This is a genomic window from Candidatus Phytoplasma solani, assembly GCF_041729705.1.
GTDB classification, from domain to species: Bacteria; Bacillota_I; Bacilli_A; order Acholeplasmatales; family Acholeplasmataceae; genus Phytoplasma; species Phytoplasma solani.
On record NZ_CP103788.1, the window covers coordinates 76,999 to 97,997 of the forward strand.

The window sequence follows — 20,999 nt, forward strand, 5'->3', positions numbered from 1 at the left end:
ATTAATTTAAATGGCAGGGATATCAGGATTCGAACCCGAACGAGCGGTTTTGGAGACCGTTATGCTACCATTAACATCATATCCCTGAATGAAATGGTTTTATTGGTACGGGTAACAGGATTTGAACCTGCACGCTAAAGCGCTAGATCCTAAATCTAGTGCGTCTACCATTCCGCCACACCCGCTTTTAAATTTTTTATTGATTAAAAAAATGGCAGACCCAGCTGGATTTGAACCAACGAATCACGGAGTCAAAGTCCGTTGCCTTACCACTTGGCTATGGGCCTTAATTTTAATTTATTGTTGTTGGGGCGGCTGATGGGAATCGAACCCACGCATATCGGCGCCACAAGCCGCCGCGTTAACCACTTCGCCACAACCGCCAACTAATAATTTAACAACATAAAATATTATACCTTGAAATTATAAATTTGTAAAACAAAAAAGAACTTTAGAAAAACTTTTTTTCCAAAATTTTATTCATATTTATATAAAATTAAAATAAGGGTACTAATTTTAAAATTGGCAATTGTAATATTTTTCTAATTATTTTTTTGAAATAAATAATTTGAATCCTACAAAATTCACTTTTTTAATTGCCAATAGCTTTAATTTACTTGCTTTTTAGCTTTTTTAAAATATTTATTAATTTTTTATTTTTTTATTCAAATAATTACTGACACTTTTCATTTTTGACGTCGGTGTATTTTTTTATTGATTAAAAAAATTAAGATTTTATTTTTTTATTGATTAATAATTGGTATAATAAAAATAGTATATGGAAAATATTATAGCATATTTTTTTGCTTTATAGTTTATTTTATCAACTTCAATGTTTTTTTGCAATAAGGGCGGTTTTGGAATTACGTTTAAAAAAACATTTTTTAGGTTTAAAAATACTAAAATAAGTGGTTATATATTCTAACAAATATTTGGAAGTAGGTTTGATGTGTTCCGTTTGGTGGCTAATTTAATTACCGTTTTTCGAATTGTTTTGATTTTTTTCCTCTTGCCTTTAATGTGTTTAGAAAAAAATGAATGGCGTTTTATTCTAGCTTTTCAAATTATTTTTTTATTAGCTGCTATTACTGATTATTTTGATGGTTATATTGCTAGAAAATACCAACAACAAACAGTTTTTGGTAAATTTTTTGATCCAATCGCTGATAAATTATTAGTTATTATTGCTCTTTTTTATTTTTGTCTTTGTCAATTTAAAGCTCAGCAACCATCACCAAAAATAGAACCTCTCCCATTCACAATTGATAAAAAATTTCTCCCTATGATTGTGATGATTATTGTAATTAGGGAGTTTTTAGTAACCGGTATTCGTTTATTGACTTCTGACAAAGGTTTTGTCATAGCTGCTTCTTTTTGGGGAAAATTAAAAACAATATTTACTTTTTTAGCTATTTTTTGTCTCTTTTTTGGTTTATATTTACCTTTTTTATCAGATTTAAATTCAGAATCACTTTCAATTATTAAACAAACATTTAATATTTTAAACTCAAGCGGAAATGTTTTTTTACTTTTAGCTATTATTTTAACCATTATCTCTGGGATTGATTATTTTTTTAAAAATTATAAAATCATTGTTAAAAATTTTTCTCCTGAATGATGGAAAACGAAATCTTTTTTTAATTGGTTTTGCCAAAATCATCATTAAGAACTGAAAAAATTAAATATTAGTTAAAAAAGTTACTTATCATCAATCAAATGATCATAAAGATACTCATTATTCAAAATATATTACTTCTTGAAGTTATTTTATAATTGTTTATTTCATAAAATAACTTAATTCTCAAAATAGCGTACAAAATAACCAAAAAATAAGTGGCGCAAACATTTTTGTCCCTTATCCCTATTTTTTTTATTTGAGCCTGTTATTTTTTATTTTTACAAGTTGAAATTTAAATTTATCAAAACTAGCAAAAAAATCAAAAAATTAATATTCAGGCAAAATCTAATACTCTTGAAACCCAAAAATTAATTTTTTTAGGTTCAAACAAATTTTATAAAATCAAATCCTAAAAAATATTTTTTAACCCTCTTTTTGATTTTTTTAATGTTTGTATTTGTCTTTTTTTATGTTATAATTTTAAATAAAGTAATATTTGTTTTTAATATAATGATTTTCTTCTTTAATCTTTTTGATATATGATATTATTTATTTTTGTCATCAATAATTTCTTTTTATTCAAAAAAATGAATAGTTTTGATATTTTTTATCTTACTAGTGTTAAAAAAGTTCAAAGGAAAAAGTAAAATATGCAAAATAATTCTAAAAAACATTTAGAAGAAACCATCAAAGAAATTGAAAAAAAATTTGGTAAAGGTAGTATCATGAAGTTAAACGATGAAGCTACCAAAGGAATTGAAGTTATTTCGACCGGCTCTTTGTTACTTGATATCGCTTTAGGAGTTGGTGGTTACGCTAAAGGTCGTATTATTGAACTTTTTGGACCTGAAAGTTCAGGTAAAACCACCTTAACTTTGCACGCTATCGCTGAAGCCCAAAAAGCTGGTGGAAACGTAGCTTTCATCGATGCCGAACACGCCTTAGACCCTACTTATGCAAAAGCTATCGGAGTTGATATCAATAATCTTTACTTATCACAACCAAACTCAGGCGAACAAGCCTTAGATATTGCTTTAAAATTAATTTCTTCCGGTAGTATTAGTTTGTTAGTGATCGATTCGGTGGCAGCTTTAGTTTCTGAAGCTGAACTATCAGGCGATATGGGCAGTAATTATATCGGTTTGCAAGCTAGAATGATGGGACAAGCAATGCGCAAACAATCAGGTATTGTTTCCAAAACCAACACAGTTGTCATTTATATTAACCAGTTAAGAGAAAAAACCGGCGTCATTTTTGGCAATCCTGAAACTACTCCTGGCGGAAAAGCTTTAAAATTTTTTGCCTCTGTTAGGTTAGATATTCGCAAAACAGAAGTTATCAAAGAAAACGGCGAAATGATCGGCATTCGTTCTAAAATTAAAGTTCTTAAATCTAAATTAGCTCCTCCGTTAAAAACTGCCATAGTTGATATTATTTATGGTAAAGGAATTTCTAAAGCTGGAGAAATTTTAGAAATTGCTACCCAATTAAACTTAATCCAAAAATCAGGTTCTTGGTATAGTTATAAAGGAGAAAAAATTGGTCAAGGCAACGAAAACGCTAAAAAATATCTCATCAGCAATCTCAAAATCTATCATCATTTATTAAATGAAATAAAAAAACAATACGATATTTTTAAAAAATAAATTTTTGGTTTTTAAAACTTTCTAAACAAGTTTTTTATAACATCAAAAAATTAAATTGCTTATTTGGATGATATTTTTTTAATATTTTTTTAAATGGTACAAAAAAAATTTAGCTTCGGTTTTTTTATTAACAACTTTTTTTGTTTGTCATTTTTTTCCTTGGTTTTTTTGCAAAAGCCATAAAAACGATAACAAATTTTACCGTTAATTCTTACTTTCTTTTATTACTGATTTTTTTATCTAACTAACTTTTATTTTTTTATTTAATTTTGATTTTTTTATCTTTTCTTTATAAAACTTAACTTTTTTTGAAATTCATCTTTTCTAACAAAAAAAATTATTATTGATTGTAATTTTATTAAAAGCGATGGTGATAAAAATGTTTTTCAAAGTTAAAAAAATTATTAGTTTTAGAAATTTTTTTTTCTTATTTTTTAGTTTTCTTTTGGGAAGTTTTTTATTAATTATTCTTTGGCAAATAAAAAATAACTCCAAAACTAAATCATATTTTCCTCTTTCCTTTTATCAACCCGAAACTTGCTTTGTTAATAATGATAAAAAAAATCAAAAACCACCAATTAAAAAAAATGATGTTACTTATAATCGTATTGAATTTAGTGTTAAATTTGATCAAGTGTCAGGGATGAAAGCCGAAAAAGAATTATTACAACGTTTTATCGATTTTTTTAAAAACCCTGAAAAATATAAAACCCATAATATTTCTATTCCTAAAGGAATTTTATTTTATGGACCTCCTGGAACTGGAAAAACTTTTTTAGCTCAAGCTTTTGCAGGTGAAGCTAATGTTCCCTTTTATTCTTTTGTCGGTACTGATTTTTTACAAAGAATTCACGGTGATAGTGCAAAAAAAATTAAAGATTTATTTAATGAAGCTACCGACAAAGAAAAAAATCCAAAAGGAAGTGTGATTTTTATTGATGAAATCGATTCTTTTGGAGCTACCAGAAACGAATTTAATCCAAAAGAAAAAGAGATTTTAATTGCCCTTTTGGCTGCTTTAGATGGGATTAAAACTAAGCAAAATATAATTGATGGCAAACCTCCTGTTGTTATTATTGCCGCCACTAATCGTTTTGAAATCCTTGATTCTGCCTTAATTCGTCCCGGTAGATTTGATTATTTAGTTAAAATCGATCTGCCTGATTTAAACATGCGGCAAGCTATCTTAAAGTCATACGCTCAAGGTAAAAACTTTAATTTTGATTTTTTGCAATTAGCCCAAGAAACCCCAGGGATGAGTGCTGCCCAATTAAAAGCGATCATTGAAGAAGCTGCTTTTTTAAATTTAACTAAAAACCCAAATAACCAACAGTCTCCGATTGACATGCATACTATCATCGAAGCAAAAGATAATTGTTTGTTAGGAATTCGTAAAAAAGATCAAACATATGATCTAGAAACTAAAGAAATCATTGCAACCCATCAAGCCGCTAAGTTAATTATCACACAAATAAAAAAGTCGCATTTTCTTAGCTCTGTTTCTTTAATTCCTCGTGAAAGTGATAAATTTTTATTTTTAGCTCCTCAACCAAATTCTTCTTATCTAACCTTTCAAGATGATTTATTTCAAAGAATTACAGTACTTTTGTCAGGCAAAGCCGCCGAAGAAGTTATTTGTAAAAAACCTATCAACGAAACTTGCTCTGATTTTAAAGAAGCTTTAAAAATTGCTGCAGAGTTAACCCATTTTTTTGCCTACAAAGCAGTTTCATCCAAAGATAAAGAAGAATTTCAAAAAGACATTTTAAAAAAGTGTTATAGCGACGCCAAGGCTTTGGTGAGTTTAAACCAAGATTTAATCAAAGATTTGGCAAAGTTTTTAAAAACCCAAGAATTTATACCAGTTGAAGACATAAGAAATTTTTTGAAAAATAAAAATATTCAAGATAACGCGTTGGTGATTGAAAATCAAGATTCTAAAAACTTTTTTACCTTTATTCTGACTTTTGTTTTGATTTTTCTAGTTTTAACCTCAATTATAGCAATCATTAAAGTTATTTATTGGTTTTTAGATGTTTCAATATTTTCGTTATTAGCTAACAAATACTTAATTTTTTTAATTTTGAATTTATTAAGTTTAGCAATTGCTTTAATAATGTTTTCTTCTTCTTATCAACCACATAACTTACTTTTATCTTTATTCAATTCAGACAAAACGTACCTCCCTGTTGCCGAATTATTTCATAAAATTGATAATTATGAAATTAAAAATATTTCTTATACCGTTAAAAACAGTTGGCTAGAAGGACTTTATCATTTTGTTAAAATAATTGACAAAAACGGTCAATTTTTTTATTGCAAACTCAAACCTTTATCACAAAATACTTTTGATCAAAAAATCACTAATCTGAAAGTCAAAGATTTTACACTTATTGAAGAACCACATTTCGATTGGATAAATTTCTTTTTCAAACTCATTTTGTTTTTATCTTCCTTTGTTTTTTTGCTTTATGGCTGTCTAAACATTAAACGTCTTAGAAAACAATTGAAAAATTCAAAAGAAAATCTTTTTGATAACCAGCAACAAAAAGATTAAAAAAATTATTTATTCATTTATCGTCTTTTTGAGTTATAATAAATTGTAAGAATAAAAGAAGGAGTTTATTAAATGTCAACAAATAAAATTATTAACTACCAAGGACAAGATTTTAAAGATTTTATTAACCAAAAAGGGTTAGTTTTAGTTGATTTTTTTGCCAATTGGTGTGGTCCATGTCGTAAATTAGCCCCTATTTTAAATGAATTATCACAATCAGAACAGGGTGTTGTTATTGCCAAAGTAGATATTGATGAATTTAGACAATTAGCTATCGATCATCAAGTTACTCATTTTCCAACTCTTGTTTTATACAAAAACCAACAAGAAGTAGCCAGACAAGTTGGCTTTTTAGAAAAACCAGCATTATTGTCCTTTTTAAAAGCCCATAAATAATGGTTGCTGACAATATCTTGTCTCCAACTAAAAAGAGTGGTTTTTTTTTCGTCCACAAAAAATCTAACATGACCTCGCATGATGTAGTATGGCAAATTAAAAAAAAATTTAACCTCGATAAAGTTGGTCACACAGGTACACTCGACCCCTTAGCTTCCGGGCTTTTGATTATTTGTATCGGTAAAGCCACCAAATTAGCTTTTTTGTTTGATCATCTGGATAAAACTTATCAAGGAGTTTTTGTTTTTAACCAAAAATATGACACTTTAGATGTGACAGGAAAATTAATAGATACTACAAACATAGTTTTAAACGAACAATTAATACAAAATAGTTTTGCTTGCTTTCATCAACAAACATATTTGCAAACCCCCCCGATGTTTTCAGCCGTTAAGGTTAATGGGCAAAAAATGTATCATTTAGCCAGAAAAAATCAAACCATAACTTTACCCCCTAAAGAAGTTACTATTCACCATTTAGAAGCTCAATCTAATCTAAAAGATAATCAAATTTCTTTTATAACTCGTGTTTCTAAGGGAACTTATATCCGTAGTTTAGCTCAAGATATAGCCTCAAAGATGAATACTTTCGGCGCCCTTTCGTCTTTACAACGGATTGCTATTGGCTCTTATTCAAAACAATTAACAAAAACAATTGACGCATTAACTTTAGATGATTTAGTCGAAGATATTTCTTTTTTTGCTACTTGTGATAAAATTATTTTAAATAATTATTTGATTAAATTAGTTAAAAATGGCATTTATTTAGACCACAGACAATGCATTACCGAAAAACCTTTTATTGTGCAAGATAGTAATCATAATTTTATTGCTTATTATGATGTGTTCGAAAAAAACAAATATTATCCACGTTATTTTTTTTAAGTTTGACAGTTGGGGTGTTGCAAAAACAAAAAAGGAAGTTTTAGACATTTTTTATGGAAAGATTACAAAAAGTTTTAGCCGCCGCTAATCTAGTTTCTAGAAGAAAAGCAGAAACTTTAATTTTGCAAAAAAGAGTTAAAGTCAACAATCAAATAGTTTATGAATTAGGCACTAAAGTTAGTCCTTCTGATGTTATTACTGTAGATAATACCCTGATTACTAAAACACCTTTATTTTATTATTTACTCAACAAACCCCAAGGCTACCTTTCGACCGCCAAAGATAATAAAACTAGACAGACTGTCCTTGATTTGATCATAGAGGCAAAAACTCAAAGGTTATATCCTGTCGGACGCTTAGATTTTAATACCACCGGACTACTTTTAATTACAAATGATGGCGATCTAACTCAAAAATTAACTCATCCTTTTTTTGATGTCCAAAAAGAATATCATGTTAAAATTAATGCTTTTTTATCCAACAAAGATCTTGCTGTTTTTCGCAAAGGTATTCTAATTGATAAAAATTATTTGTCCATCCCCCAAGAAGTCCTTATTTTAAAACATCGTCGTCTTCCCCAACCTTCGACTTGGCTAAAAATAGTTATCACCGAAGGAAAAAATCGCCAAATCCGAAAAATGATGGAAGCTTTAGGACATAAAGTTTTGAAATTAAAACGTTATCGCTATTCTTTCTTAACTATTAAAGGATTAAAAACTGGCGATTATCGACTATTAAAGATTAACGAAATCAAAAAATTAAAAACTTTAACCAATCAAAAGCAAAAATGATTTTTAAGGAGTTAATATTTCATATGCAAAATTTTAAATTAGCCATCGATGGTCCTGCTGGCGCTGGAAAGAGTACTGTTAGTCAAAAACTATCGCAAAAATTAGGTTGGAATCATATTGACACAGGAGCTATGTTTCGTGCTTTAACTTTATATTTAATAGAAAACAAAATTCCGTTGCAAAATGAGCATCTTTTGAGTCAAACCTTAGATAAAGTTCATATTTCTTATGTTGATAATAAAATTTTTTTAAACCAACAAGATGTTTCTTTAAAAATAAAAAATTCTGTTGTCGAAAAAAACGTTGCTTTGGTTGCCACAATTAAAACAGTTAGAGATAAATTATTGGCTTTACAAAAAGAAATTTGCAAACATTTCCCTTATTTAATTATGGATGGAAGAGATATCGGCACTGTTGTTATCCCTGATGCAAATTTAAAGATTTTTTTAACCGCCAACATCACCAAAAGAGCTTTAAGAAACCAAGCCGAGGCTCACAAAAAAGGTAAAGTTGTTGAAATACAAGAAATCATTGAACAATTAAAACAACGCGACCACCAAGATTATCATCGTCTACTTTCTCCTTTGTCAAGAGCAACAGATGCGGTTTTGTTAGACACTACTGAATTATCAATTGATGAAGTGGTTTTAAAAATCAGCTCTTTGATTCAACAAAGAAGTTGCAAAGAAGTTTCTAATGTCGTTTAAAATAGCTATCTTAGGTCGTCCTAATGTCGGAAAATCAAGCCTTTTCAATCGTATTGTTGGCAAAAGACAAGCGATTACCCATCACAAAGCAGGCATTACTCGCGATCGGATTTATGCTCGTGCCGAATGGTTAACTCAGGTTTTTGATGTGATTGATACAGGCGGGATTGAAATGAAAGATATCCCTTTTTTAGAACAAATCAAGCAACAAGCCCAATTAGCTTTAGATGAAGCTGATGTAATCATATTTGTAGTAGATGGACAAATTGGCTTGACTGAAAGTGATAGTTATTTATCTAAAATTTTATATAAAACTAAAAAACCAGTCCTTTTAGCTATCAATAAAATTGATAATCATGATTTATTATCCAATACTTACGAATTTTATGCCCTAGGTTTTGACGCTTTTTTTCCTATCAGCGCTCATCACGGAATCGGAATTGGTGATCTTTTAGATAAAATTATTTTCCATTATCGCAATCACCCTAATACAACTACTAACCTCATTGCCCAAAACACAAATAAAACAGTAGAAGAAACAAAAAATAACCTTATTAAATTTTGTGTTGTGGGACGCCCCAATGTTGGTAAATCAACTCTTACCAATTCTCTTTTAACTTTCCAAAGAATGGTTGTTTCCGATATCGAAGGCACTACTACCGATGCTGTTGATACTTTTTTTGAAAACGAAGGACAAAAGTATCAAATTATTGATACTGCCGGCATTAAAAAAAGAGGAAAAATATATGAACAAGAAGATAAATATAGTGTTTTAAGAGCTTTAGGGGCTTTAGATAAGTGTGATATTGCTTGCTTAGTAATCGATGCTCAAGCTGGCATTTTAGAGCAAGACAAAAATATTGCTGGTTTTATTTTAGAACATCACAAAGCATGTCTTATTATTGTCAACAAATGGGATTTAATTCCCAAACAAACTAACACCATGAAGAAATTTGAAGAAAATATCCGCAAGGAATTTATTTTTTTATCATATGCTCCAGTTATTTTTTTATCAGCCTTAAAGAAAAACCGTATTCAATCAATCTTTGCTATTTTAAAAAGAGTTTTTAGCAATTATCAAAGAACGTTTAACACCGGCCTTTTGAACAATATTTTGCAAGAAGCAACCCTTACGACTCCTCCTACTTTTTTTAACCAAGGAAAAGCTAAATTTCAATATATTTTTCAAATCAAAAGTAAGGCGCCTGAATTTCTTTGTTTCGTCAATGATCCAAAATATATTCACTTTTCTTATGAAAGGTTTTTAAAAAATCAATTCCGTCAAAACCTTTCTTTAGAGGGAACCCCTTTGAAACTTATTTTCCATAAAAAAACATAATCATTCAAAAACTATAACAATTAAGGTGTTTTTATATTTTAAACCATTAAAACAACTTGGAAAATATAAAAATTTTACCATTAATTGTTTTTTTGAATGCTATAATAATGCAATAGGTCATATTCAAATACGAATAGATAAATTACGCCTCAATGATGGGATTTGTGTTTTTGTTATATATACTATAATCTGCTTCCGTCCAAACCGTGCGGGCAAGTTTCCAAGCACTACGCTTTCCAACGAACTTTGCAGACTTTCGTCTACACTATTATAAAAAATTATAAATAAATTAATTTTTAATACTTAAATAGGCTAGTTTTTGCAACTAGTCTTTTTGTGTTTTTAAGAAAAAAAAGGCATTTTAAATAAATGATTTTTCAACAATCATCCAAAACTCTATCAAAAATTTTTTAACACAGTTGTGTAAAAAATGAAAAAAATTGGTAACCTTTTAGGAAATATTGTGTCTTATAATATGAAAGTAATAATTGTTTTATCTTTTTTTCCCGAACTTATTGAATTTTTGTTTAAAATATAAAAAAATAAAAAAATAGCCTATTAAAAATGCGTCTAAAACATTTACAATTTTTTATAACATCCCAAAACACAACAAATGATGGCATAATTTTTTTTCGGCTAATAATTCATCAACCCAAATATAGACCAAAAAAACCAGAGAAACCCAATCTACCAATCTAACGGCAAAATCTGGACTATTGTTGCTAATTATCTGATTTAAAAAATTGAAGTTAATCGTTGGAAATTGTATAAATTATTATATTATGCTCACGCTAAACATTTTAGTAGAATTTGGATAATTGTTAGTAGCAAACCAAGTTGAAGTTTGATCAAAAAGTTATGTCTTTAAAAATTTGTGTAATATTTTAAGATGTAGCGATCCTGATGAAATTATTACTTTCCCTATTGATTATACTAAAATACAAACATTAACTAATAGTCGCATAAAAGTTTTAAATTTCATTATTGACAAATACGGCTGGGTAAAATCAGAAACTTTAACAAAATTATCAATAAAATAATTACCTTAGCGACATCATCGCCAAATCCCTCTTTGCTCTTTGTAGATCATTTTCCAACTCGATGCATCATCCCCTAATGAAGTTATATATCAATATTTTTTCCAAAAAGAAAATTGGCATAAATTTGATAAAATTTTTCCTATTTATTTGAGAAAGATGTAATAAATTATCGCTTGTATTTATTATTTTTTATTTTGTGGATAATGATTTTTTAACTACTTAATAATTTAATCTAACCAAAGACGAACTTTATAAGTTGAAAAGTTGAAACCTTCAAGAAAATAAAACTTAAAAACAAAATTAAGTTACTTTATTAAATGTTTAATTTTAATTTTTTGTAGCCATTTTTCATATTTTTGTTGTAATCACTATCTTTGGTGTGTTTAAAAGACAAAACTCAAAAAGTGTATTATCAGACATATCTTGAATTGTATATTATAATATAATTTTACTTGATAGAGTTGTTTTTGTAGTGGTTATATAGCGTTTGCTTTTCTGACAGCATTTTAACAACTTTTTATTAGTTTGTTTTTTACTTTTTATTCAAAACAAGTCTGTTATATTGTAATAATTTCATGATTCAAATAAATTCAATAAACAAAAAAAAGACCAGCTTTTAACTAGTCTTGATTTTAGAAATATTTACTTTGTATAATGAATGCATTTCTAATTTCACTATAAACCCCAATATTGGCTAGTTTCTGAAATTTATTTGAAAATGTAGCAAACTAAAAAGACATGTTTTGAAGAGAGTCTCCTTAGTATTTTATGATCTGCAACAAAATAATTAAAATAAGTTAAAAGGTTAAATTAGTTAAAGCTGTTAAATCGTATTTTTTTGAAGCTTTAGTAATTTTATTTTGATAATAAGCAGCAATCCCTATCATGGCTGCCTGATCAGTACAATATTGAGCACTAGGGAAAATTACTTCTAAATCAGAAAATCCAGTTTTAAATTTTTTTCTTAAACTAAAATTAGCGGCCACTCCGCCAGTTACAATTAATTGCGACACTGGGTAACGCTTTAAAGCTCGTTGGGTTTTTTGAAATAAAACATCTACTACACTAGCTTGAAAAGAAGCACATATATCAGGGATATTAAGATTTTGAAAGGGTTGTTTCATCACTAAATTCACTAAAGTGCTTTTTAAACCAGAAAAACTAAAATTTAAGTTATGATTTTTCAAATAAGGTCTGACCAAATGATAAGTATCTGTCCCTGTTTGAGCTAAATGATCAACTACAGATCCGCCAGGATAAGGTAAGTTTAGTATTTTGGCGATTTTATCATACACTTCACCGACAGCATCATCTAAAGTTGTCCCCAATAATTTGATTTGACAATGATCTTTGAAATAAAGTAATTCGGTATGCCCACCTGAAACTAAAAGGACTAATGAATTCGGTTTAATTTGGTGCTCAATTTGGGCTGCATAAATGTGTCCTAACAAATGATTAACGCCTAAAAGGGGTAATTGGTGAGTGTAAGCGAAAACATTTGCAGCGTTAATGCCAACCAATAAAGAACCTATCAAACCAGGTCCTTGAGTCACTGCTACCAAATCAATTGCTTGCGGTTGAATCTGAGCTTCTTTTAAAGCTTTTTCCAAAATTAAAGTCATTAATTCAATATGCTTTCGAGAAGCTATTTCAGGAACAACCCCACCAAATATTTGATGATATTTAATTTGGGAAAAAACTACATTTGATAACACTTTTTTGCCATTTTGAGTGATAGCTACACTAGTTTCATCACAACTGGTTTCAATCGATAAAATAATCATACAAATCCTTTTTAAACTATCATAAAGCTAGTTTATTATTTCAAAAAGACCACGTAACACGGTCTTAAAAGTGCAAGATCAAAAATTAATATCAATTACCATTTTTTCTAATCCATATTTCATCTGAATGTCTTTTTATTTTAAGGTTTAACGAAAAAACATTTTTTTCTATAAAAGCAGCAACTAATATTGTAATGATGTTTAAACTTCTGATTTTAAATCATCCTTGGAGAATTTAAGGTCTTCTAAGAAATTAAGAGTTAAATTATTAATTTAGAATTTTTATCTTTTGTAAATTTAGTTTTATTATTTTATGTTTTTAAAATAACGTCTTATTCAAAACTAATTCTATAAATTTGTTCTTCTGTCAACAAATAAGTTGAATTTATTTGAACTAAAAATTTTTGCATGTTACTAACAGTATTTCTTTTGTCTGACAAAGTTATTGTAGTGAGGAAGTTATTTTGGTTTTAAAATTATTTTGCATTGACATTTTGCAATAATTTTCTAAAACGTAAGAACGTAAGAAATGATTGCGATTAATAAAAATAGTAACAAAATAAAACATATGATATAATTTTTTTTCTTAGAGTTTATAGATATAGATATTTACTTTTCTTTTCTAAAATCATGAAATATGTTCATATTTAAATGTAACTAAAAAAATAATTATAATTTTATTGTAACTTCAAAAGCATTAAAAATCAAATAAATAAAGGTTTATTGTTAAATATTAATTTTATTAAGATATAAACCAAAACCTTTATACCCAATGTGGGCTGCTACCACAGGAGAAATTTTTCCATAAAGCGATGTTTTAATTTGTGGATCACCTAAAGCGTTAATTTTAGTTAAAAGTGCTTGGGCGTGACTGTCATCATTGACATAAATCATTTGTATATCCAAAATATGTTGGCTTGTTTTTTCGTTTAAAATTATTTGGACTAAATAATCGAGACATTTAGTAAAATGGCGAACTTTTTTCTCAATTGATAAAACATTTTTTTGAAATTTTAAAATCGGATGTATTTTGAAAAGATTGCCGATAATAACTTTCAATTTACTAATCCGCCCATTATTGGCTAATATTTTTAAATTTTCTACTGTACACAGTAAAAAACCTTGATCTTGGTCTTTTTGAATTTGAAAAGTTAATGCTTGATGAGTTATATTAGGATTTTGTATCAGCAAGGATTTAATTCTTTTTAAAGCAAAAATAACTGCAGGACCGATATTTTCAGTATCAATCACAGTAATTCTATCTTCATTTAACATCTTTTTGGCTAAAAGAGCACTATTAAAAGTCCCACTTAATTTATGAGATAAAGTTAAACAAATAACATGTTCATAACCTAAAGCAAATTGTTGTTCAAAAGCTTCTATAAACAGATTCGGATTAGGTTGGCTGGTAGTTACTTTTTGTTTGTTGTCAATAAAACCCAGTAAGGTTTCATTATCAATTGTGCCATCAACATAACTTTTGTTATCAACAATGATTGTTAAAGGGACTATTGAGATATCTGAAAAGATATTTTTGCCACAATCACTTCCACAAGTAGAATCAACTACAATTCCAAATTTTCTTTTTTGCATTTAGTTCCTCTTTTTTTAATTCATAAAAATAGCAAGATATTCTTGCAATTTGGCTTTTTCGTTAATTTTGATCATAATGCCTTCTAAAGCGATCGAAATATTGCCTGTTTCTTCCGACACAACAACAGTCATGCTATCAGTAATCTCGCTGATGCCTAAAGCGGCGCGGTGGCGTGAACCTGTTTTTTTGTCAAAATTTTCATCAGCCGAAGACAAGGTAAAATAAGCGCCGGCACATAAAATTTTATCACCGCGAATAATGACTGCTCCATCGTGCAAGGGGGTGTTGGGGGTAAAAATATTTAATAAAAGTTCTTTGGAAACATCGCCATTAATTAAAATAGCTTTTTGGGCGTATTGTTCTAAAGTGTTATTTTTTTCAATTGTAATTAAAGCCCCGATTTTTTGGGAAGAAAGTTCCATTACAGTTGCAATAATTTCTTTTTGAGTAAGATCGCCACCCATAAAAACATTTTTTCTTTTGGCGTGCCAATATTTGACCCAATTATTAGAAATATTGCGTAAATAAGGGGCTTTAATAATAATAATGCTAGTTAAAATAAAATTTAAAAATGAATAGTAAAAATTTTCTGAAATATCTATTTTTAATTGGTCTTTAAAAAACCTATAAATGGGGGTGTGTTGTTGTTGTAATAAATAAGCTAAAGAAACCCACCACAACAACAAGCAAATCATTTTTAAAATTTGATATTCAACCAATAAAAAACTAAAAATTAGAAAAGCTAAGGTAAAAAACAAAAAAAAGAAAAGAGGAAAAAGATTCATAAGTTTCCCTTCTCAATAAATAAATACTTCATTGATGAATATGAAATTATCGCTATAATAATTGTTTATTTTTTTTAATAAAAAGTTTTTTTGCCCAAGTCATAACTAAGCAATAAAAAAATAATAAAAAGATTAACAATAACCAAATAAAAGAGCTTGTAGATTTAAAAAAATTAGAATCTAATTTAAGAGCTTTTTGAATTAATTCAATGCAAGGAGAAAAAGTAGAAACAATAAGTCCTAAAATAGAAAAAACAATAATTAATGGTGAAGGGAAATTTTTTTGTTTCTTTTTGTTAAAAAATTTATCTGTTCTTAATAAAAAAAGAGTTAATGTTTGCGACCACATTGAAAAAATAAACCAACTTGTTTGGAATAATGATTCGTTTTTTTCTACTTTTCCTAAAACAGACATCCCTACTAAAAAGAGAAAATCTATAAAAAAAGAAAGAATACCAAACCAAAGCATAAAATTTTTAATGTTTTTAAAATCAAACTTACAAGGTTTTTTCAAATATATTTGGTCAACATTATCAAAAGGAATAGAAAAACAAATTAAATCATAAATTAAATCTAAAAATAAAACTTGCAAAACTAACATTGGTTGAAATGGCAAAAACAAACTAGCTAATAAAATGCTTAAAGAATTACCAAAATTAGAAGACAAAGTGAATTTAATATATTTAATTGCGTTAGTATAAGTTTTTCTTCCTTCTAAAATTCCTTGTTCTAAAACGTTTAATTCTTTTTCTAAAAGAATAATATCAGCTATTTCTTTAGTGATTTCAGCTCCAGTATTTACACAAATACTTACATCAGCTTTTTGCATTGCAAAAGCATCATTAATGCCATCACCCATAAAAGCAACTATATTACCTTTTTTTTTAAAAAGAGAAATAATGCGGGCTTTTTGTTCAGGAGATAATTTTATAAATAAATGAGTTTTTTGAGCTTCTTCATATAGAGTTTCATCATTTAATTGGTCAATAACGTGTCCTTGCAAACAATAAGTTGTATTAATTTGTAATTTTTGAGCAATAGTTTTAGTTAATATCTCATTATCACCTGTTAAAATTTTGACAACAATACCTTTTTGATGAAATGATGCAATAGTTTTTATTGAACTTTTTTTAATTGGATCTAAAAAAGTAAGTAATCCAATAAGTACCATTTTTTCTTCTTTAATTTGTGTTTGATTTTGGAAAATATTTTTTTGAGCAACACCAACTACTCGCATACCATTTTGATTATAAACAACAGTTTTGTCTAAAACTAGTTTTTTATTTTTTAAATTCAAAGGTTCTATTTTGCCTTCAATTTCAACATAATCACAAATATTTAAAATTTCTTCAATTGCTCCTTTAGTAATCATTTGTTTTTTATGGTTTTTATCTTCTATGATAATACTCATTTTTCTTCTTTTGAAATCAAAAGGAATTTCATCAATTTTGATAAAATTTTGTGTAATATTATCTAAAGAAAATTCATCAACTTTTTTAATAATAGCTTCATCAATTAAACTTTTTAATCCAGTTTGAAAAAAACTATTTAAATAAGCATGTTTTAAAACACGTATATTTTGCTTGCCTTTTAAATCACAAAAGTCTTCTAAAAAAACTTTATCTTCGGTTAAAGTACCAGTTTTATCAGTAAAAAGAACATTTGTAGCACCAAAACTAGAAATAGCATTTAAATTTTTAACAATAACTTTTTTTTTCGATAAAGCAACAATTCCTTGAGAAAAAGAAGTAGCAATAATCAAAGGAAGCATCTTAGGAGTTAAACCAAAGGCAATTGTTAAAGTAAATAAAATTGTTTGTAAAAAATCATTTTTTTCTTTGAAATAATTAAAACCAAAAACTAAAGGCAATATCATAAAAATACATATGAATAATAATTTAGCGATTTGATTAAGATTAGAATCTAAATGAGAAATGCCTTTTTTTTGGTTAATTTCTTTATTTATTTTTCCTAAATAAGTATCTTTACCAACAAGAACAACAATCCCTGTAGCATAACCAGAAATAACTGTAGAACCAGTTAAAACTAATCTTGGATCTTCTAAAAAATTGTCGTATTGTCCAATTGCTTCTGCTTTTTTTTCAACTGGCTCAGATTCGCCAGTAAAAGTACTTGTTTTAACAAAAAAATCTTTAGTTTCAAGTAATTTAAGATCGGCAGGCACAATATCTCCTGCAGCAAGTAAAATAAGATCTCCTACAACAACTTCTTCTAAAGGAATTTCTTGCTTTTGATTGTTGCGTTTAACAGCAGTAGTGTTTTGAACTAGTTTTTGTAATTGAGAAGTAATTTTTAAATATTTGTTTTCTTGAGTAAATTGAACTAAAAAAGAACTAATAAACATTATAAACGTAGTAATAATAGTAACATAATTACCTTTACTTCCTGTATTGCGTGGAATAATAACGTCATTAATCAAAGAAACGACCATTAAAATAATTAAAACAAGATTAAAGGGTGTAATAATCATTTCTATTATTTTTTTCAAAAAATTATTTTTATTTTCTTTAGTTAAAAGGTTCAAGCCATGCAAATTTCTTTGTAAAATTATTTTGTTTTTATCTAAACCTTTCCAAGAAGAACCCAGAGTTTGAAAAGTTTCTTGATGATTTTGAATACTTATTTTTTTAAGAAATTTAACTGTCTCTTTTTGTTTCAAATTCTTTTTTTTCATAAAATAAATTAATGATCCTTTTTAAGAATTTTTCAAAGTCTAAGTTAAATAGTAACACATAATTGACCGCTAAAACTCTTTTTTTGGAATGGCGTTGTAAAAGTCACAAAGATAACAAAGATAATTGATTGTTTTTTTGACCGCAAAGTTTATTTTTTCATTGTTTTATTATTATTTGCACAAAAAAACACCCTATTTCCAAGGGTATTTTAGTTATCTATTGTAATATTCAACAATTAATTGTTCATTAATTTCGGCTAAAAATTCATTTCTTTGGGGATATCTCACGTATTTTCCGATTAATTGCTTATCTAAAGAAACATAATCTGAACGGACAAATTTTCTTTCCAAAGCGTCTTTAACTATTTTTAGATTTTTAGATTTTTCTCTTAAAGTAACAGTTTGGCCTGGTTTAAGACGATAAGATGCAATATCTACTTTTTTACCATCGACTAAAATATGACCGTGATTAACTAGTTGCCTAGCTTGCGCTCTAGTGGTTGCAAAACCTAAGCGATAAACCACATTATCAAGGCGTGACTCTAATAAAACTAAAAACATTTCACCATGAATCCCTTTTAGTTTGCTGGCGTTTTCAAAAGTTTTACGAAATTGCTTTTCTGACATGCCATAAGTGAAACGTAATTTTTGTTTTTCTCGCAATTGCAAACCATAATCACTTATTTTAACTCTTTTTTGCCCGTGTTGACCAGGAGCATAAGCTCTTTTGCGTAATTCTTTACTAGTTTCTGTAACAGAATAATTTAGGCGTCTAGAAATTTTCCAAAGCGAACCTGTATATCTTGACATTTTTTTAACTCTCCTTTTTTTCTAAGGTATAAGTTTTGCAATTGAACCATTAACAATCATCTACTTTCTTTTCTTTCTCAAACAGCAAAGAATTACTTAGAAAAGTCTCTTAAAGACAAGAGATTAGCTTAATGATTACAATTGCAACTGTTTTACCATCATTAATATTTTATAATAAAATCATTCAATAGTCAAGTTTTTTAGTATTTTTCTTATTTTATTTATGTTTTAACGTTATTTTTGGGTGGGTAGTTAAAGGTGAGTAAAACCAAACATTAAAAATCAATGATTCAATAGGTAAATGCTCAAAAAATACATCTATTTATTTTAGTAATTCTAGTTTTTAACAATTCACAAAATACTTTTTTTCAAGAGTCTATTTTTTGTCAAATGATTAAAAAAGTTAGTAAAATCAATTATTTTAAATTTTTAATCCAAATAAATATTATTCAAATTATTATCTTATAGATACTAACACACACATAATAATAATTTATTTCTAAATTTAATTAAAAAAATGTAAAAACATAATCTAGACCAATTTTTCATTTGATCTTTTTTGGTTTTTATAATTCAGTTTTTGATAAATAGTAATTTTTACCAAATCAAAATTTAACAAAAATCGCTAGTCAAAACCTCGTTAAATTAATTTTATCAAGCGTAAAATTTGTTTTTTTGATGTATAATTATAATTAATAACTTAGGAATTATTTTTTTATTTTGGGTTAACTATATTTTGAATTTTCAAACATTTTTATTTATGAATCCAACGATATGATAAATCAATATTTCGCCAATAAAAAAAGTTATCACATAGATGACCTTTGTTTGACAAGTATAATCATTATTTAACTAAATCGATATTTTTAAACATATTTAAAGAAATGTGGCAAGAAAAATTATTATTTGTAATTATTGGTTATTCTTCTAATTTTTCTGTAAAAGTTTGGGTTTGATTGTTGAAATTGAGTTGATAGGATTTATTAGAAATACCGTTTCTGTTTTTGGCAATAATCAGTTCATATTTTGATTGTGGCAAACTCGCAATAGTGATGTTAGTTTCACAATATAAAAGCATCACTAAATCAGCGTCTTGTTCGATGTTACCAGTATCTTTTAAATCTGTTAATTTTGGTTTTCTGGGTGTATTTCCTTTGGCAGAATCACGGTTTAATTGAGCGAGACAAAAAATGACAATATTTAGTTTTTTAGCTAATTGTTTTAATTGATTCGAAATTTTATCTACTGGTTTATCTTGTAATAACTGTAAATAATCAATAAAAACAATATCTAGACCATTAGTTTGTCTAAATTCATTACATTTAATTTCAATTTCTGACACTAACGATGATTCATCATCAAAAAATAATTGCAATTGTTCTAAGGCACGAGAAGAAACAATGATATTAGCTTTTTCTTTTTCACTAACTTCGCCTAAACGCAAGCGGCGCATATCGACATTAGAAACCGAACTTAAACTTTTCAAAATCAATTGAGTATTACTCATTTCTAAACTGAAAATTACTACTTTTGAATTGAGGTTTTTGGTGATAATATTGATGGCTAAATTCATCATTAACGTAGTTTTGCCAACTCCTGGACGAGCTCCTAAAATAATTAACTCTCCTTTTTGGAAGCCTAAAGTGTCGTTGTTTAATTGACTAAAACCAGTATCAAGCCCTAATAAGCCGTTTTTACTAGGATTAAAAATGGTTTTTTGTAAAATAATTTCCATCAGATCTTTTGGGGTAGTAAAAAGGTGAGTTTTGTTAGTAATTTGTTCAATTTCCTTTTCGGAACTATATTGTTTGATTTGTTGAATATAACTGTCAATTTCTGTCAGTTGGCATAAAGGGGTATTTTGAACGATTTCAATTAAGTAATTTTTGATATGCGGTCGTTTAAACTTAGGAATATTAGTTAAAAAAAGATCACTTTTGTTGATATCCCAAATTTGTTTTTGTTGCTTTAAACCCAATAAAAGATTATAAATGAATTTCACCTTTGCATCGTTAAAATCATGTATATTAATTTTGTTGACTATTTGGTCAAAAGCCTTGGGGTTTAAAAGTAAAAATTTTAATAAAATATGTTCTACTGTTTGATTGATCATTATTTCCCTTTTTTCTAAAGCATTTTTTAGCTTTTTACTATAATTAAAATATATTTTTAATATAACATATTATTAAATAAAAGTCAAAATATTTGCATCATCGAAATAGATATTAAAAAATTATTTGACTTATGAATGTGTTTGTAATAACAATTTTATTTATGGTTTTTAAGTGATAAAAACAATATTTAAAATATTAAAAATTGGATTAATCATGATTTTAAAGATAATAAAAGATAA

Annotated in this window: 15 protein-coding genes and 4 tRNA genes; 9 read left to right on the top strand and 10 right to left on the bottom strand. The window is 27.4% G+C overall.

Annotated elements, in window-relative coordinates; translation table 11 throughout:
- Positions 1-11 precede the first annotated feature (11 nt).
- The 4 genes from psc1_RS00435 to psc1_RS00450 form a co-directional block, all read right to left on the bottom strand.
- Positions 12-86, bottom strand: a tRNA-Trp gene (locus psc1_RS00435).
- A gap of 17 nt (positions 87-103) precedes the next feature.
- Positions 104-185 (bottom strand) — tRNA-Leu (locus tag psc1_RS00440).
- 27 nt (positions 186-212) lie between these two features.
- Positions 213-287 (bottom strand) — tRNA-Gln (locus tag psc1_RS00445).
- A 20-nt stretch (positions 288-307) separates the two neighbouring features.
- A tRNA-His gene (locus psc1_RS00450) sits at positions 308-383 on the bottom strand.
- 566 nt (positions 384-949) lie between these two features.
- On the opposite strand from psc1_RS00450, the gene psc1_RS00455 reads away from it, so the two are divergent.
- The 9 genes from psc1_RS00455 to psc1_RS00495 all read left to right on the top strand — a co-directional run bounded on the left by psc1_RS00455 (position 950) and on the right by psc1_RS00495 (position 10,978).
- The gene (locus psc1_RS00455) at positions 950-1,618 is read left to right on the top strand and encodes a CDP-alcohol phosphatidyltransferase family protein (RefSeq protein ID WP_023161336.1); all 669 of its coding nucleotides are present in this window, start codon (positions 950-952) and stop codon (positions 1,616-1,618) included.
- Positions 1,619-2,268: 650 nt separating this feature from the next.
- Complete coding sequence (gene recA, locus psc1_RS00460) at positions 2,269-3,264, top strand: recombinase RecA (protein WP_373375658.1); 996 nt, start codon at positions 2,269-2,271, stop codon at positions 3,262-3,264.
- Between the two features lie 379 nt (positions 3,265-3,643).
- Positions 3,644-5,821, top strand: a complete 2,178-nt coding sequence (locus tag psc1_RS00465; protein WP_023161338.1) for an AAA family ATPase — start codon at positions 3,644-3,646, stop codon at positions 5,819-5,821.
- A gap of 72 nt (positions 5,822-5,893) precedes the next feature.
- A complete protein-coding gene (gene trxA / locus psc1_RS00470; RefSeq protein ID WP_023161339.1) occupies positions 5,894-6,217 on the top strand; it encodes a thioredoxin in 324 nt (107 codons plus the stop codon).
- Between the two features lie 17 nt (positions 6,218-6,234).
- Positions 6,235-7,101 carry a tRNA pseudouridine(55) synthase TruB gene (gene truB / locus psc1_RS00475; RefSeq protein ID WP_274542048.1) on the top strand — a complete coding sequence of 289 codons (867 nt, stop codon included), beginning with the start codon at positions 6,235-6,237 and terminating at the stop codon, positions 7,099-7,101.
- A 53-nt stretch (positions 7,102-7,154) separates the two neighbouring features.
- Positions 7,155-7,892: a pseudouridine synthase gene (locus tag psc1_RS00480; RefSeq protein WP_023161341.1), complete on the top strand. Its 738-nt coding sequence runs from the start codon at positions 7,155-7,157 to the stop codon at positions 7,890-7,892.
- 23 nt (positions 7,893-7,915) lie between these two features.
- Positions 7,916-8,599, top strand: a complete 684-nt coding sequence (gene cmk, locus psc1_RS00485; RefSeq protein WP_023161342.1) for a (d)CMP kinase — start codon at positions 7,916-7,918, stop codon at positions 8,597-8,599.
- Positions 8,589-9,938, top strand: coding sequence for a ribosome biogenesis GTPase Der (gene der, locus psc1_RS00490; protein WP_023161343.1), 1,350 nt, complete (start codon positions 8,589-8,591; stop codon positions 9,936-9,938). The genes cmk and der overlap by 11 nt, the downstream gene beginning before the upstream one ends.
- Positions 9,939-10,810: 872 nt before the next feature.
- A complete protein-coding gene (locus psc1_RS00495; protein WP_023161501.1) occupies positions 10,811-10,978 on the top strand; it encodes a hypothetical protein in 168 nt (55 codons plus the stop codon).
- A 797-nt stretch (positions 10,979-11,775) separates the two neighbouring features.
- On the opposite strand, the gene tsaD is transcribed toward psc1_RS00495, so the two are convergent.
- The 6 genes from tsaD to psc1_RS00525 form a co-directional block, all read right to left on the bottom strand.
- On the bottom strand, positions 11,776-12,762 hold the full coding sequence (tsaD, locus tag psc1_RS00500) for a tRNA (adenosine(37)-N6)-threonylcarbamoyltransferase complex transferase subunit TsaD (RefSeq protein ID WP_023161502.1): 987 nt from the start codon (positions 12,760-12,762) through the stop codon (positions 11,776-11,778).
- A gap of 726 nt (positions 12,763-13,488) precedes the next feature.
- On the bottom strand, positions 13,489-14,355 hold the full coding sequence (locus psc1_RS00505; RefSeq protein WP_122225499.1) for a DegV family protein: 867 nt from the start codon (positions 14,353-14,355) through the stop codon (positions 13,489-13,491).
- A 15-nt stretch (positions 14,356-14,370) separates the two neighbouring features.
- The gene (locus psc1_RS00510; RefSeq protein ID WP_023161192.1) at positions 14,371-15,141 is read right to left on the bottom strand and encodes a DNA integrity scanning protein DisA nucleotide-binding domain protein; all 771 of its coding nucleotides are present in this window, start codon (positions 15,139-15,141) and stop codon (positions 14,371-14,373) included.
- 52 nt (positions 15,142-15,193) lie between these two features.
- Positions 15,194-17,836, bottom strand: coding sequence for a magnesium-translocating P-type ATPase (mgtA, locus tag psc1_RS00515; protein ID WP_373375659.1), 2,643 nt, complete (start codon positions 17,834-17,836; stop codon positions 15,194-15,196).
- 213 nt (positions 17,837-18,049) lie between these two features.
- Positions 18,050-18,646, bottom strand: a complete 597-nt coding sequence (gene rpsD, locus psc1_RS00520; RefSeq protein ID WP_023161194.1) for a 30S ribosomal protein S4 — start codon at positions 18,644-18,646, stop codon at positions 18,050-18,052.
- Positions 18,647-19,565: 919 nt separating this feature from the next.
- A complete protein-coding gene (locus tag psc1_RS00525; RefSeq protein WP_023161195.1) occupies positions 19,566-20,759 on the bottom strand; it encodes a DnaB-like helicase C-terminal domain-containing protein in 1,194 nt (397 codons plus the stop codon).
- Positions 20,760-20,999 lie beyond the last annotated feature (240 nt).

Bases quoted from the DNA above. Each gene is read 5' to 3' on its own strand.
- recA (WP_373375658.1), top strand. From the start codon at position 2,269: ATGCAAAATAATTCTAAAAAACATTTAGAAGAAACCATCAAAGAAATT.
- psc1_RS00465 (WP_023161338.1), top strand. From the start codon at position 3,644: ATGTTTTTCAAAGTTAAAAAAATTATTAGTTTTAGAAATTTTTTTTTC.
- trxA (WP_023161339.1), top strand. From the start codon at position 5,894: ATGTCAACAAATAAAATTATTAACTACCAAGGACAAGATTTTAAAGAT.
- psc1_RS00480 (WP_023161341.1), top strand. From the start codon at position 7,155: ATGGAAAGATTACAAAAAGTTTTAGCCGCCGCTAATCTAGTTTCTAGA.
- cmk (WP_023161342.1), top strand. From the start codon at position 7,916: ATGCAAAATTTTAAATTAGCCATCGATGGTCCTGCTGGCGCTGGAAAG.
- der (WP_023161343.1), top strand. From the start codon at position 8,589: ATGTCGTTTAAAATAGCTATCTTAGGTCGTCCTAATGTCGGAAAATCA.
- tsaD (WP_023161502.1), bottom strand. From the start codon at position 12,762: ATGATTATTTTATCGATTGAAACCAGTTGTGATGAAACTAGTGTAGCT.
- psc1_RS00505 (WP_122225499.1), bottom strand. From the start codon at position 14,355: ATGCAAAAAAGAAAATTTGGAATTGTAGTTGATTCTACTTGTGGAAGT.
- psc1_RS00510 (WP_023161192.1), bottom strand. From the start codon at position 15,141: ATGAATCTTTTTCCTCTTTTCTTTTTTTTGTTTTTTACCTTAGCTTTT.
- mgtA (WP_373375659.1), bottom strand. From the start codon at position 17,836: ATGAAAAAAAAGAATTTGAAACAAAAAGAGACAGTTAAATTTCTTAAA.
- rpsD (WP_023161194.1), bottom strand. From the start codon at position 18,646: ATGTCAAGATATACAGGTTCGCTTTGGAAAATTTCTAGACGCCTAAAT.
- psc1_RS00525 (WP_023161195.1), bottom strand. From the start codon at position 20,759: ATGATCAATCAAACAGTAGAACATATTTTATTAAAATTTTTACTTTTA.